This is a genomic window from Arthrobacter sp. 05T442 (genome assembly GCF_056395945.1).
Genome location: NZ_JBFTKM010000027.1, coordinates 15,406 through 30,388, shown reverse-complemented (window position 1 = coordinate 30,388; position 14,983 = coordinate 15,406). Strand labels below are relative to the sequence as shown.

At 65.6% G+C, this 14,983-nt stretch carries 10 protein-coding genes and 1 pseudogene; 7 read left to right on the top strand and 4 right to left on the bottom strand.

All coding sequences use genetic code 11. The annotated features are described in order from the left end of the window. The coding region (locus AC1DES_RS17965) for an HNH endonuclease signature motif containing protein (RefSeq protein WP_476897061.1) at positions 1–597 on the top strand (597 nt) is incomplete at its 5' end. 259 nt (positions 598–856) lie between these two features. Here AC1DES_RS17965 and AC1DES_RS17960 read toward each other — a convergent pair. Continuing rightward, positions 857–1,714 carry a 3-hydroxyacyl-CoA dehydrogenase gene (locus AC1DES_RS17960; protein WP_476897060.1) on the bottom strand — a complete coding sequence of 286 codons (858 nt, stop codon included), beginning with the start codon at positions 1,712–1,714 and terminating at the stop codon, positions 857–859. A gap of 26 nt (positions 1,715–1,740) precedes the next feature. Beyond that, on the bottom strand, positions 1,741–2,373 hold the full coding sequence (locus AC1DES_RS17955; RefSeq protein ID WP_476897059.1) for a TetR/AcrR family transcriptional regulator: 633 nt from the start codon (positions 2,371–2,373) through the stop codon (positions 1,741–1,743). 69 nt (positions 2,374–2,442) lie between these two features. Here AC1DES_RS17955 and AC1DES_RS17950 point away from each other — a divergent pair, with 69 nt between their 5' ends. After that, the gene (locus AC1DES_RS17950) at positions 2,443–4,851 is read left to right on the top strand and encodes an alpha/beta fold hydrolase (RefSeq protein WP_476897058.1); all 2,409 of its coding nucleotides are present in this window, start codon (positions 2,443–2,445) and stop codon (positions 4,849–4,851) included. 36 nt (positions 4,852–4,887) lie between these two features. Here AC1DES_RS17950 and AC1DES_RS17945 read toward each other — a convergent pair whose 3' ends face one another. Beyond that, positions 4,888–5,301 carry a hypothetical protein gene (locus tag AC1DES_RS17945; RefSeq protein ID WP_476897057.1) on the bottom strand — a complete coding sequence of 138 codons (414 nt, stop codon included), beginning with the start codon at positions 5,299–5,301 and terminating at the stop codon, positions 4,888–4,890. 528 nt (positions 5,302–5,829) lie between these two features. On the opposite strand from AC1DES_RS17945, the gene AC1DES_RS17940 reads away from it, so the two are divergent. After that, the gene (locus AC1DES_RS17940; protein WP_476897056.1) at positions 5,830–7,497 is read left to right on the top strand and encodes an adenylyl cyclase; all 1,668 of its coding nucleotides are present in this window, start codon (positions 5,830–5,832) and stop codon (positions 7,495–7,497) included. A 266-nt stretch (positions 7,498–7,763) separates the two neighbouring features. Then, a complete protein-coding gene (locus AC1DES_RS17935) occupies positions 7,764–9,266 on the top strand; it encodes a phospholipase D family protein (RefSeq protein WP_476897055.1) in 1,503 nt (500 codons plus the stop codon). Positions 9,267–9,753: 487 nt separating this feature from the next. On the opposite strand, the gene AC1DES_RS17930 is transcribed toward AC1DES_RS17935, so the two are convergent. Next, positions 9,754–10,026, bottom strand: coding sequence for a hypothetical protein (locus AC1DES_RS17930; RefSeq protein ID WP_476897054.1), 273 nt, complete (start codon positions 10,024–10,026; stop codon positions 9,754–9,756). Positions 10,027–11,163: 1,137 nt separating this feature from the next. Between AC1DES_RS17930 and AC1DES_RS17925 the strand changes: the two genes are divergently transcribed. The 3 genes and pseudogenes from AC1DES_RS17925 to AC1DES_RS17915 all read left to right on the top strand — a co-directional run. Then, positions 11,164–12,384 (top strand): sugar ABC transporter substrate-binding protein, encoded by a 1,221-nt coding sequence (locus tag AC1DES_RS17925; RefSeq protein ID WP_476897053.1) that lies wholly within the window; start codon positions 11,164–11,166, stop codon positions 12,382–12,384. Between the two features lie 119 nt (positions 12,385–12,503). Continuing rightward, positions 12,504–14,636 (top strand): ABC transporter permease subunit, encoded by a 2,133-nt coding sequence (locus AC1DES_RS17920; protein WP_476897052.1) that lies wholly within the window; start codon positions 12,504–12,506, stop codon positions 14,634–14,636. 80 nt (positions 14,637–14,716) lie between these two features. Further along, a pseudogene (locus AC1DES_RS17915) lies at positions 14,717–14,872 on the top strand (IS3 family transposase); the annotation flags it as partial. Positions 14,873–14,983 lie beyond the last annotated feature (111 nt).

Below are 14,983 nucleotides of genomic sequence, written 5' to 3'. Positions count from 1 at the left end.
AGCTACCGGCTTACGAAGGCCCAGCGGCACTGGCTGCGGCTGCGCGACGGCAGGTGCCCGTTCCCGGGCTGCAGCAACCATTCCCTGGATAACGAAGCAGACCACCTCCTGGCCTGGGCCGACGGAGGCACCACGGGTATTTCCAACCTGGGCCAGCCGTGCCGCAAACACCACCGCCTCAAACACGGCTCCGCGTGGACACCCACCGGGGCGGGCAAGGACAGCCCGCCGGGGTGGATTTCACCGACGGGCCGGTACTACGCGAGCGAACACCAGGACTGGGAACCACCCCACTGGCCGGACCACACCCCGGCCGCGGACACCGGCCCCGACGAAGGCCAGCCCGCGGATCCGGGACACCATCCGGACCCGCCGCCCACCGGGCACCCCGGCCAGGATCCCGGGCCGGATCCCGGTCAGGAATCCGGCCCCGACGAAGGCCTGCCCACAGAACCGGATCTGCCCCGGGACCCCTTCCCGGACTGGCACCACTTCACGGCCGGACACCAATTCCGAGTCACCGACACGGACGACCCGGGCTGGCCAGCACCCCTCAACGACCCGTTGCCGGAGCGGTTCCTGCTCCGAAGCGCCTGATCCATCAATTGCAGGCTGCGGCGGCGCGGCCATGCAACAGTACTGGCGGCATGCCTCTTGCCGTTCCTAGGCCGTGGCGCCGCACAAAGTGTGTCCCGAACCCGATGACCTATGGCCCTGTTTAGCGCAACTTCTCGGCCGTTGAATGGATGGTTCCGGCATCTCGGCAGCTGCTCGGGCCCTCGCCCTGTGGACATCGCAGGCCGCGACAGGCTGACACCGAGCGCGTCGCTGTGCTGAGATCCCAAGCGGCCACGTCTCAGTAAGTGTAGAAGCCCTCGCCCGTGGAGACTCCGAGCTTGCCCTGGTCGATGTAGTTGTCCTTCAGATACTCGGCGAATGCCTGTGACCCGGCGTTTGGCGAGGACGCGGCAATGTTGTAAGCGGTTGTCAGCCCGACGACGTCGTAGATCTGGAACGGCCCGCTCGGCGCTCCGGTGGCAATACGCCACGTCTTGTCGATCGTTTCCGGGCTGGCGACGCCTTGCATCAACAGTCCGGCGGCCGCATTCAGGAGCGGGACCAACAGCGAGTTCAGGACGTAGCCGGCTTTCTCTTTTTTAATCTCGATCGGCTCCAGCCCGCTGTTTCGGGCGAACTCGACGACGGCGTCGAACACCGCCGGATCGGTTTCGACCGTGCCCATCACCTCGGCGATGTTCTGCGCCCAGATGTTGTTGGCGTAGTGGATGGCGAGGAAGCGGTCGGGGCGGCCGGTCGATTCCTTGAGATCGCTGGGCAGCAGGGTTGACGAGTTCGTGGCGAAGATGGTCCTGGCGGGGGCGAGATCCGCGAGCTTGCGGTAGGCCTCCCGCTTGAGCTCAAGCAGTTCGGGAACGGCCTCGATCACGAGGTCTGCGTCGGCCACAGCGTCACCGAGGTCGGCGGTGAGGCGGAGGTTCTCCAGCGCTGCCTCGGCCTTGCCCTCCCCGCCGCCGGCAACGTTCGCTGCCCGGTAGATGCCGGCGAGCCGGGCGAAGCGTGCCCGGGCCTTCTCAAGGGCCTCGGCGTCGACGTCGTAGGCGGTGACGGCGAATCCATGGAAGGCGGCCTGGTAGGCGATTTGGGAGCCGAGCACTCCGGTGCCGAGCACGGTCAGGGTCTTGACGTGGGGCATGTGCGCCCTTCCTTTCGAGGCGGGCGCTACGGGCGTCCGGGGTTGACGGACCCGTAGATACTGCGGATCCAGATGGTTGATAAGACGTCCAGGGCGCGGGACTCCGCGATGGCGGGACTCTCCTGGTTGAGGACGGCGGTGATCACCCGCTCGTTCATGAGATTGAGGCTCACTGCCAGGTCATGGGCGTCGATGCCCTCCGGCGCCGCCCCGCGGGCCTGCTCCGACTGGATCACGTCGCTCGAGAAGTCGACCCAGGACTGCATCGACTTGGACCAGAGGGCACGCACCTCATCGTTGCGGGCGCGGGCTGCGATCGCCGCGGTGCCGACGCCGCGGTGGGCCACGAACACCTCGACGAACATGCCGATGGAGCGTGTCCAGGCTCCGGCGGGGTCGCTTTCGAAATCCCGCGGCAACCCGCCGACCCGATGTTCCACCTCGGTGATGACACGGTCCAACAGGGCCAGCAGCACCTCGTCTTTGGACGCGAAGTAGAAGTAGAAGGTGGGGCGCGAAATGCCGGCGCCGCGGGCCAGCTCCTCGATCGAAATGTCGTCGAAGGCGCGCCCGCCAAGGAGCGCCTCGGCGGTGACAAGAATCGCGTCCTGGCGCTCATCCCCCGAGACCCTTGCAGTCCGTCGTCCTCGTTGAGCCATGCGCCCATCCTAGCGTGAGCTCTCAACACGGTGTTGACTCTGTCGACTCTAAGTCGATAGCTTGGCCTGATGAGCGAGCACGTAGATGTGTTAATTGTCGGAGCCGGACTGAGCGGCATAGGTTTTGCCAGCCGGCTGAAACGCGAAGTCCCAGGGAAGACATTTGCGATCCTGGAATCCCGGGGTGCGGTGGGAGGCACCTGGGATCTCTTCCGGTACCCGGGCATACGCTCCGACAGCGACATGTACACGCTCGGCTATTCCTTCCGGCCCTGGCCCGGCGCCAAGGCGATCGCCGACGGCGATTCAATTCGCGAGTACATCGAGGCGACGGTGGCGGACGAGGGCCTGGCATCGCAGATCCGGCTAAATCACCGTGTCGTGTCGGCGGAGTGGTCCAGCGAAACCGCACTGTGGACGGTCACGGCTGTCCCGACGTCGGGCGGCGAGTACCGACAGGGCGATGCGTCATCCGGGCCCGACGAGACGGTCACCCTTACCTGCTCATTCCTGTCCGTTTGCTCGGGATATTACCGCTATGACGAGGGTTTTACCCCGGCCATCGAGGGTGCCGACGCCTTCGCCGGATCGATCGTCCACCCGCAGCACTGGCCGGCTGACCTCGATTACGAAGGCAAGCAGGTGGTGATCATCGGCAGCGGGGCCACCGCCGTGACACTCGTGCCGTCGATGGCACAGTCGGCTGCCAAGGTGACGATGCTGCAGCGCTCCCCCACCTATATCGCTCCCGTGCCGTCCCGGGACCACCTGGCCGACCGCCTCCGGGGCAAGCTGCCCGCGCAACTGGCGTACGACGTCGTACGGGCAAAGAACATCCTCTTTTCGATGTTCACCTACCAGCTCAGCCGACGGCGGCCGGAGACGATGAAGGCCATCCTCCGCAAGTCGGCCGTCGCCAAACTGCCGCAGGGCTTCGCGGTCGACACGCACCTGGCCCCGTCGTATCAGCCGTGGGACCAGCGGGTCTGCGCGATCCCGAACGGCGACCTCTACCGCGCCATCAGTGCAGGCACTGCCGACATCGTGACCGACAAGATCTCGCGGATCACCCCGGACGGGATTGACCTGGTCTCGGGCGGCTCGCTCCCCGCCGACGTCATTGTCACAGCGACAGGACTGAACGTGCTGGTCATTGGCGGCATGACCCTCACCGTCGACGGCGAGCCGGTGGACGTGGGCAAGACCTTGACCTACAAGGGCATGATGCTCGACGGCGTTCCCAACTTCGCGCTCACTATCGGCTACACCAACGCATCGTGGACCCTCAAAGCGGATCTGGTCGCGGGCTACGTCTGCAGGATGCTGAAGCACCTCGACCGTCGAAACCTGCAGTGGGTGGCACCCAACGCACCCGCCGACGTCGCGAACGCTGAACTGACCTCCCTGATCGACCTGAAGGCCGGCTACATCCTGCGCGGCGCCGACCGTCTGCCCAGGCAGGGTGCGGGTTCGCCGTGGCGGCTGCACCAGAACTATTTCCGCGATTTCGCCCTCCTCAGGGCCGGCCGTCTCACCGACCACGCGCGGTTCGGCCGGCGCGGCCAGCAAGTACGGACGCCCGGAGGGGCGGCGCCGGCAGCGCTGGATCCGCTCGACCTCCCGGGAACGGGACACATCGACGTCGACGGCACGCGGTTGCGCTACAGGAAGACCGGCAGCGGGGACCCGGTGCTTCTCCTGCACGGCATCGGCCAGAGCCTTGATGACTGGAACGAACAACACGAGCGGCTCTCGGCATGCCACACGGTTTACAGCGTTGACCTTCCCGGCTTCGCGTACTCCGAACGGCTCTCCGGGCCGGCGACTTTGGCGAAGCTCGCGGACGTCCTGTCCGCTTTCCTCGACGCGCTTGGGGTGTACGAACCGCTTCCCGTGATGGGCAACTCGCTCGGGGGCGCCGTCGCCATGAAGTTCGCCGCCGGCCATCCTGACCGCGTCTCGGCCCTGGTTCTTGCCAACAGCGCCGGATTCGGCAAGGAAGTTGCGCTGGTTCTGCGCCTGCTCGCGGTCAGGCCCCTCGCGGCAATACTCATGCGTCCGGACCCGGCGGCATCACGCCGCACCGTCCAGTCGATCTTCTACGACAAGGCCCTGGTGACCGAGGCGCGCGTATGTCATTCGTTCGCTCTGTCGCAGCGGGCGGCGCACCGTCAAACGGTCAAGGACATCGCCAACGATCTGGGAACGCTCTCCGGCATCAGGGCCGAATGGCGGACTGACCTCGTTGAGGCCCTGGCGAAGCTGGACATTCCAACACTCGTGGTCTGGGGCGACCACGACCATGTCCTTCCGTTCAGCCACCTCGAGGCAGCGTTGTTGGCGTTGCCACATGCTGAGTCGCACGTCTTTGCGAAGACAGGACACATGCCGCAGATCGAACGGCCGGACGAGTTTGCGGAGGTTGTGGAGGACTTCCTCTCCCGGGTCCCGGCGGGCAGCCAGACGGCGATTCATTGATGGAAGGCAGCTGGTGCCCATAGATACCCGGCTGGATCAATCCCTGGTTTCTGGATGCAACCCTCTGATGAGTCCTGCCAGGGCTGCCGGAATGGCGAACAGACCGGCGATCTGTGGAGTCAGGGACGGGGGCGTCACGATCATCGTCGCCATTCCCACGAGCATCGCCGGCGCAGCCACGCAGATCGTCACCCACAGCCGGTTACCCCGGATCTGCGACCATATGGCTGCCGCAAGCGACATTACAGACCCCGCGAGCATCAGCAGCCTGCCCACGCGCAGCCGCACGATGAACTCCGGTTCCGGGACGTAGACGAAGAATGCCGTCCGTTCCAGGGCAAGGACTGTCAGGACGATGGAGACAACGACCAAGGTTGCCCAAGGCAGCGACCTTGCCCTCCACCACGGGCGGACGACATAGCGTTCGTTGCCGTTCTGCGAACTCACCACAAAGCGAGCCTAGCTGAACAACCAGCAGGTCCGTGAGGGCAACGAGGCGATCTGGCCCGCCACCGGCCGCACGTCATCTGGCGGGAAACCGTACGACGGTCCCGACGGGGTTATCTCTTCTCCGCAGGTGCAGCGGGCGCTATTGGGGCGAGCACTGTGCACGTTGCGCCAAATCACGAGAGATTCCGACGCAAGGACGAGGACGTCGGCTGTCGCCCACCCCCGGACAAGCTGTTACATTTATGCGGTTCCACCCCTCCCGAAGGTCAGCGGTGCCCATCCCGGGAGCCCAACGGCTCCCCTGCGTCAACGGCACCCTGCCGGTCTCCCACGGAAGCAGGTCCAACGGTGTCCCTGTCATCACGATCACTACCAGTCGCGACCACGTCACGGCGTCGCGGAACTGCCTTAGCCGCCGCGGTGCTCGCGGCTGCGCTCGGCGTCTTCGCATCAGCACCGGCTGCTGTCGCCGCGCCGGCGGCCTCGACTCCCGACCTCGGCCCAAATGTAGTCGTCTTCACGCCCGATATGCCGCAAGCCCAGATTCAGGCCCGGGTCGACGACATCGCCAAGCAGCAGGTGGACAGCGAGATGGGTACGGGCCGCTACGCCCTGCTCTTCGAGCCGGGAACCTACGGCTCGGCCGCGAACCCGCTCGTGTTCCAGGTCGGCTACTACACGGAGGTCGCCGGCCTCGGCGCATCCCCCGACGACGTCACGATCAATGGCCACGTCGACGTGTACAACCGGTGCAGCAACGGTACGAGCAACTGCATCGCCCTCGACAACTTCTGGCGCTCCGTCTCGAACCTGCACATTAATGCGGTAGGCGGTAGCGGGTGCCACGGCTCGGCCGAGTTCTGGGCGGTCTCCCAAGCCGCTCCGATGCGCCGGGTCCACGTAACCGGGCAGCAGCTCTCCTTCATGGATTACTGCACGGGCCCGTCCTACGCGAGCGGGGGTTTCCTTGCGGATTCGAAGGTCGACTCGGGGATCGTCAACGGGAGCCAGCAGCAGTTCTACACCCGAGACAGCAGCATTTCTCGTTGGTCGAACGCCGTGTGGAACCAGGTCTTCTCCGGGGTGCAAGGGGCCCCGTCGCAGTCGTTCCCGAACCCGCCGTACACCACGCTCGCTGCCACGCCTGCGGCGCGTGAGAAGCCGTACCTGGTGCAGGGAAACAACGGCCTGTCGGTCGTCGAACCTTCCGCGAAGACGAACTCATCCGGCGCCGGCTGGGCCACGGACGGCTCCCCCGGCCGCTCCATCCCGCTTTCGGACTTCTTCGTCGCGAAGCCAGGCGATTCCATCAGCCGGATCAACGCAGCTCTCGCCGGCGGCAGGAACCTGTTACTGACGCCCGGTGTCTACTCCGTCGATCAGTCGATCCGCGTCAAGCGGGCAGGCACGGTCGTGCTCGGACTCGGCCTCGCCACCTTGACGGCAGAGAACGGTTCCACACCGCTCGTCATCGACGACGTTCCCGGGGTTGACGTTGCCGGTGTCACGGTCGATGCGGGCCGGGTCAACTCGCCGGTGCTGGTCCAGGTTGGCACGAAGCATCAGCGCGGCCAGGGCGGCTCGAGCGCCGCGGACCCGATTTCTATGCAGGACGTATTCCTGCGTGTCGGCGGCCCGCACGCCGGGAAGGCGACCGTCGGCGTTCAGGTCGACAGCGACCACGTGCTGCTCGACGACATGTGGGTCTGGCGCGCCGACCACGGCGTCGGCGGTGTCGGCTGGACGCAGAACACCTCCGACGCCGGCCTCGTCGTGAACGGGGACGACGTCACCGCCACGGGCCTCTTCGTTGAGCACTTCCAGAAGTACAACGTGATCTGGAACGGAGAGCGGGGCAAGACGGTGTTCTTCGAGAACGAGCTGCCCTACGACGCTCCGGACCAGGCCGCATGGCAGCACGACGGTACCCTCGGCTACGCCGCCTACAAGGTGGCCGACACTGTCAAAACCCACGAACTATGGGGCGGCGGCAGCTACATCTTCACAAACGTCGACCCGAGCCTGCACGCAAGCCACGCCTTCGAAGTGCCGCAGACCGCTGGCGTGAAGCTGCACGACCTGAGCACCGTCTCGCTGAACGGCGCCGGGACTATCGACCACGTCGTCAACGACACCGGCGGCGCCGTCACACCGACGCACCAGGGGCCGGAAACAGTCACAACCTACGGCGGCTGACCGCGCCGACAGACCACGCGGGTGCCTTAGTAGTCCTTTGACTGCGAGGGCACCCGCCTCTTCGTCGCGGCGTGCAACGGCAGGCGGCACAGTCATAGGCTACGTTGGAGACCGGACACTGGCGGCGTGGCCTCGGGCCCCGAAAGAAGGACTGAGTGGACATGGATGCTGGTACGTGGTTTCTCAGTCGCGCTGAGCGGGGGAATCTGGCCACGGACGTACACGCGGGCGGTGCCGGATCGCCGTCGTGGTCGGAGGGCAATCTGGTGCGGCCCCTGATTCATGGAGCGACCTACTTCGCCCGGCTGCATGAGGAGCTGACGGCTCTGCAGGCCGGAGACCGCGTGTGGTTCACCGACTGGCGTGGCGACGCCGACGAGCGGCTGCTGACGGACGGGCCGTCGATCGGCGACGTGCTCGCGGGCTTGGCCCGCGCGGGAGTGGAAGTGCGGGGCCTTGTCTGGAGATCCCACGGAGAGCGCGTATCGGCCCCGATCAGCGGCCGATCCAACGAGCTCCTAAGTCGTCAGGTCAACGACGCCGGCGGAGAGGTGCTGCTGGATCAGCGCGTGCGCCTGTTCGGCTCCCATCACCAAAAACTGTTGGTGATCCGCCATCGTGATGATCCGTCGCGGGACGTCGCGTTCGTTGGCGGCCTCGACCTTTCCCACAGCCGTCGAGACGACGCCGACCATGCGGGAGACCCGCAAGCGGTGAGCATGGATTCCCGGTACGGGAAGCGGCCCCCGTGGCACGATGCCGCCCTCGAACTGCGCGGCCCCGTCGTGGCAGATGTCCTGGCAGTGTTTGCTGAACGGTGGAACGACCCCCATCCCCTGGACCGGCGCACCCCCTACCGGATGCTGCTGCAACGCCTGGCCCGAATGCCACGGCACCCCGAACCGCTCCCGGCCACAGCGCCGCCACCGCCACCGGCGGGCCCTCACGCCGTGCAGCTGCTGCGCACGTACGGGGTGAAACGCCCTCCGTTCCCGTTCGCGCCCGAAGGGGAACGCAGTATTGCCCGCGGCTACGCGAAAGCCTTCGCCCACGCCCGCTCGCTGATCTACATCGAGGACCAGTACCTGTGGTCCAGAGAGGTCGCAGCCGGGATCGCGGAGGCCCTCGAACGGAATCCCGACTTGAACGTGATCGTTGTCGTGCCCCGTTATCCCGACTCCGACGGTCCAATCGCAGGGCCGGCTATCCGGATCGGGCAACTGCGTGCCATCAGGATGCTGCGCCAGGTCGCGCCGGACAGGGTCGGCGTGTTCGACCTGGAGAACAGCGCCGGAAGCCCGATTTACGTCCACGCCAAAATCTGCATCATCGATGACACCTGGATGACCTGCGGCTCAGACAACTTCAACCGCCGATCCTGGACCACAGACAGCGAGCTCACCTGCGCCGTGATCGACACCACTGTTGACAACGGGGAAACTACCGGGACAGACACCGGCCACGACGCTTCCCGGCCGTTGCCCCACGGGCTCCGGCTCCAACTCTGGGCAGAACACCTCGGCCTGGACCAGGACGACCCCCGGCTCCTCGACCCGGCGGCCGGACTCAAGCTTTGGAACACCACCGCAGACGCTCTCGACCAATGGCACGAAACCGGGCACCGTTCGCCCCGGCCTACCGGGCAGGTGCGCCACCACACCCCAGAGCCCGTGCGGCCCCTCCAGCGTCTCTGGGCGGTTCCGATCAGCCGCTTCGTCGTGGACCCGGATGGCCGCCCCCGCCGGCTGCGGGGCACTACAGAGTTCTAAGCAAGCGAGGCTGATCGGCATCGGGTTTGCAGGCGAGCGGATCATCCGCGGCCTCGAAGCGTTAGATTGGCGCCGTCGGTCCGGCCGGCATCCATAGCGCCGGCGAGCTGATCATCCGCGGCCCCGCACGCGTATGCGTGCGGGGCCGTTCCGGGTTGTCTATCTACAAGCAGAATGGGACGGACGGAGGGACCGTAGACGGACACGCTACTTGGTCCCGAGGGCCATCGCTTCATCGCGTACTTCTGCGCCAGCAGTCGTTTGCTCGTGCCAGGCCATGGACAATCCGGGTGATCCCATGTGCACTCGTCGCGGTTCCATGCGACTCTGCCTCGGTGGCCCGGCCGGAGCCGCGGTGTTTCTGGGCGTGCCCCGCCAGCCACCTGAAGGTTCGGAGGGACTAACCACACGCACCGCCCTGCGGCGGCAGATTGCAGGTAGGAGCGGCTGCACGCCTTAATAGACCCGCCACCACTACGTCCCCGGGTCAGGTGCTGGGCTCGGGTTCGACCAGCATCAGGATCGTGTCCGGGCGTACGCCGTCGAATTTCATGGCGTCGGCCGCTGCCTCGGACTCCATCATTCGCTGGAACGTGTCCAAGTCCGGGACTTCGACGATCAGGCCAACGCGGTTGGTTTTCCCCGGGTCGACAAAGGTTCGAACAGTCATGCCGATAGGTCCGAAGAGTTCCTTGCGTCGCGGCGAGCTGAGCCAGTGGTCAACGTCGTCGACCTCATGGAAGATCAATAGAGTTGCCATCGTTGCCTCTGCTTTCGAAAGCGGTATCAGGAGCCGGATTGGAAGACAATCGCATGAGGAACTCCTGATCCAAGCAGAAGTTACCACGGCCGCTACATCTTCGATAGGCAGCGGGAAAAAGCGGCCTGAATCTCTCCCGTCGGCCTTCGTACGTTCTGCCGGCGGGCTCCCCCCTGCGGCGAGTGTCAGCGTGACCCCATGGAGCCTCCCGGCAAAGTGTCAGGAAATGCCACAACAGACCCCAATTTGCCGCGAGTATTCGGTACTCAACTGGCGTCAGTCAGGGACATGCCCTAAGCGGACGATCAAAAGATCCCATCAGCCGAGACTCCCGGGATCGTCTCAGCCCCTCCCGCGCTGCACACAAGGACTCAAGCACCGCCTCGATACGCTCCGCAAAGGCAACGACGGCACGGGTATGGCAATCGATTTGATCAGCAACGGGGTGACCGCTGGTTGCATTGGCGGTCCCGTGACGCGCCAAGTGTTCGATCAAGAGGCCGTTCCCGCAATGACGACACCGGACGGCACGGAACCCATTTTCGGGTTGGCCGTGGAATCGTAAGGCAACGGCGACGCCTACTTCGCCGGTCTAACCGGTCCTCGGTCCTTGGGGGAACGCGAAGGCGTCGCGTCCTGGTGCAATCTCGTCTCCACAGCCGACGGCGGTGATCACCCGTGTTCCATTCAACGACCCCGGGTTCCCGAAAGGGGGAGCAGCCAAAGCGCGGATGGCAACCGGCCGATACGCCCAATTCAAGCGCTGCAGGTGAGCCTGAGGTACGCCTGACGCTCGCGATCCCCCACGGCCACCACGGCGTCGCTGCGCTCGGGGACGAAGCCTTGCGAAGAACAGACTTCAGGTCTACAACGAAGCCATAGAACAACAACGACGAACATGCCGAAATACCGGGCATGTTGTCTCCCGAAAGGACCTCGGGATGTCGAGCCTCTGGACTTTGAGTCGCCTGTCAGCGAGGTGCTGACATGTCGACGTCCGTTGGTGGGAATGGCCGCGATCTCGAGCATCGACCTGCGCCCGGCAACAACGCACAGATCCCGGCCCGGCCAGGCCACGTCGCCAGCACTCGCAACCATAAGTCGCCTGCAGCCGCAACCAATTGAAGGAAGATGAAGTTGAAACACTTGAAGTATTCAGCACGAGGCGTCAGAACCACTTTCGTTGCAGCCCTCACCGTCACGGCGATCGCCGCTTGCAGCTCCCCGAGCCCATCCTCCACGCCGACCGCTACGGGCTCCGGAGGAGCCGTACCGCAGATCTCCGCGACTGCGTTCACCGCCGACTTCTCAGCGATGAAACAACTCACGTCGCTCGGCTCGCAGGGCAAGGGCATGGTCGGCGTCCTGCTGCCCGACACCACGACCTCCGCGCGGTATGTCACGTTCGACGCCCCGTACCTGAAGAAGGCGTTCGAGGCGGCAGGGCTGGACTCCACCAAGTTCAAGATCGACAACGCGCAGGGCAGCGCGAGTACGATGCAGACGCAGGCCGAGGCCGACATCACCGCCGGGGCATCCGTGCTGCTGGTCGACGCTCTCGACTCGGGTTCGGGCGCGGCCATCGAGGCGGCAGCTACCGCGCGCGGCGTCAAGGTGATCGACTATGACCGGCTCGTCAAGGGCGGCGCGAAAGATCGCATCTACGTCAGCTTCGACAACGTCAAGGTCGGTCAGCTGATTGGCGACGGCGAAGTCAGTTGCATCGGCGACTGGAAGGTCACCAAGCCGAACATCCTGATCATGGATGGCGACCCGACCGACAACAACGCGAAGCTGTTCGCCGAAGGCTACAACGGCGTGCTCAAGCCGCACTTCGACAGCGGCGAGTACGTGAACGCCGGCGAGCCCGCCGGCACCTGGACACCCTCGGTGGCACAGACAACCTTCGCCCAGCAGTACACCGCCCATCCGAACATCAACGCGGTCGTCACGCCCAACGATGACAACGCCAACGCGGTGATCGCGTACCTGCAGAGCAAGCAGATCCCCGCCAAGTCGTTCCCGACCACCGGGCAGGACGCGTCCCTGTCCGGCCTGCAGAACATCCTGAAGGGCTACCAGTGCGGAACCGTGTACAAGCCGATTTACTTTGAGGCCCAGGCCGCTGCCGCTGCTGCGCTCTACCTTCGGGCGGGCGTGGACGTTCCTCCTACCCTGGTGAACGGCAAGACGACGGACGACACGGCGAAATCCGATGTCGCGTCGGTCCTGCTGACCCCGTTGTGGGTTACCACGAAGAACATGGCCGAGACGGTCGTCAAGGACGGCGCTGTGACGGTCCCCGCGCTGTGTATCTCGCAGGTGAAGGACGCATGCACCGCGGCCGGCATCCATTAGTCGGAACAGCGAAGTAGGTAAAACATCAAGTACTTCGCAACCCTCGACCCGGTCGTTTCCTGCAGGGGACAGGGAAGGACCGGGCCGACCTGACACCAGCGCTCACCAAAGGAGCTAGCGTGATTCCTGAAACGCCATCGCAGCCGGCGACCTCGGTCCGACCTGACGCCGGGCCGCTGCTTCGCCTCGTGGGGATCGACAAGAACTTCGGGCCGGTGCAGGCGCTGGCCGACGTCACCCTCGAGGTGCCGACCGGGAAGGTGACCGCGCTGGCCGGCGACAACGGCGCGGGCAAGTCGGTGCTGATCAAGTGCGTAGCCGGCATTTACGCCCCCGACGACGGCCAGCTTTTTTGGGAAAACAAGCCCGTCAGGTTGAACTCACCCCACGAGGCCGCCGAACTCGGCATCGAGACCGTCTACCAGGACCTGGCCCTGTGCGACAACCTCGACATCGTGCAGAACATGTTCCTCGGCCGCGAGCGCCTGCGCCATCTCCTCCTCGATGAAGAGAGCATGGAGATCGCGGCCCGGGAGACGCTGGCGAGCCTGGCCGTGACGAGCGTGCGTTCGATCCGGCAGCCGGTCGCATCGCTGTCCGGCGGGCAACGCCAGTCCGTGTCGATCGCGAAGTCTGTGCTGTGGAACTCGAAACTCGTCATCATGGACGAGCCGACGGCGGCTCTCGGCGTGGCCCAGACTGAGGTCGTCCTCAACCTCATTCGCCAGCTCGCCGACCGCGGCGTCGCCGTCATCGTCATCTCGCACAACATGAACGACGTCTTCCAGGTCGCCGACCGCATCGCCGTACTCCGGCTCGGGCGGCTCGTGGAGGTTCGGCCCATCACGGAAGTGGACCGGCAGATCGTGGTCGACCTGATGACCACCGGTGTCTCCGACCGTGTAAAGCCGGAACCCGCGCCCTCAACGTCGTCGCAACGCAGGACTCCCGCCGCCAAGGGGCCGCTCCCGTCCGCTGCAGGTGCCCTCCATGAGGAGCCGACGACCGCGGCTGCCGCGCGGAAGGCCGCACTGGCGCTGAACCCCGACATCACCGCCACGTCGCTGCCCGAGTACTTCCGCGCGGCGCTGGCGCGGGTTCGGGCCGGTGAGAGCGGAGTGCTGCCGGTGCTCGCGGGCCTGCTCCTGATCTCGGCGCTGTTCCAATCGCTGAACCCGAACTTCCTGACCCCCGGCAACATGGTGAACCTGCTCATTCAGGGTTCGGTGTTCATGCTGCTGGCGATGGGCCAGGTCTTCGTGCTCCTGCTCGGCGAGATCGACCTGTCAATCGGGTACGTCGGCGGCGTGGGCGGTGTCATCATGGCCGAGCTCGTACAGGAGTCGACCGGCTGGCCGTGGTGGGCGGCGATCGCCGTCGGGCTGGCAGCCTGCGCCGGGATCGGGGTGCTGCATGGCACGATCATCACCCGCCTCGGGCTACCGTCATTCGTCGTTACGCTGGGTGGCCAGCTCGGCTGGCTCGGCGTGATGCTGATGATCCTCGGCAGCGGCGGCGTGGTGCCCATCAACGACAACGTCATCAACGACATCGCCAGCGGCAACCTCAGCCCGCTGACCAGCTGGACCGTAATGCTCGTCGTCGCCGGAGTGTTCAGCACCTGGACGTGGCTGCGGGACGCCCGCCGGCGCGATAGCGGACTCGTCGCGCCGCCGGCCAGCGTGAGCGCCCTGAAGATTGCGGCCGTGCTCGCCACCGGTGTGGCCATCGTCTGGCTTTGCAACACCAACCGGGGCACCCTGGTTGAAATCAGCGGCGTGCCCTGGGTCCTGCTGGTTGTACTCGGAGCCCTCGCGGCCTGGACGCTGCTGCTCGGCCGCACCCGGTTCGGCCGCTACGTCTACGCTATTGGCGGCAATGCCGAGGCCGCACGACGGGGCGGCGTGAATCTCGCGCGCATCCGAACGATCGCCTTCATGCTCGCTTCCTTCACTGCCGGAATCGCCGGAGTCGTTTACGCGTCCCGGCTCCGGTCGGTCTCAACCTCGTACGACGGCGGCACGCTGGTGCTCTACGCCGTCGCGGCGGCTGTGATCGGCGGCACCAGCCTGTTCGGCGGCCGAGGCAAGGTGCTGCACGGGGTCCTCGGCGGCCTGGTGATCGCGGCGATCGACAACGGCATGGGCCTGCAGGGCTACAGCGCGCCGGCGAAGTATGTGGTCACCGCGCTGGTTCTCGTCTCGGCCGTGACGATAGACGCGGTCGCCCGCCGAGGGCGCTCCCGGACGTGAGGCAAGGCAAGGGCTTTTGCAGGGGTACGAAAACATGAACGATTCGCTGCAGATCTTCCGCGGCCGCCTCGACGACGCCGGACCGCCAGCGGTGGCTCACACGCCAGGAGCTCCGTCTGGCCATCACAACCGGGATGGAGGGGACGTATCACCGCCGGCGACGGCAAAGACGGCTGGGAAGATTCACGCCGATCGACGATCAAACAATCAACCGGACCGCGCTCACAGCGGCCTAAGACCCCGAGTCAACAAAAGCCGGGGCAGTCCCCCGTTTGTCGCACGAGCAAGTGTGGAACTTTAGCCCTGTCCGGTACTAACAATTCCAGCAACCTACGTCTTCGAAAAAA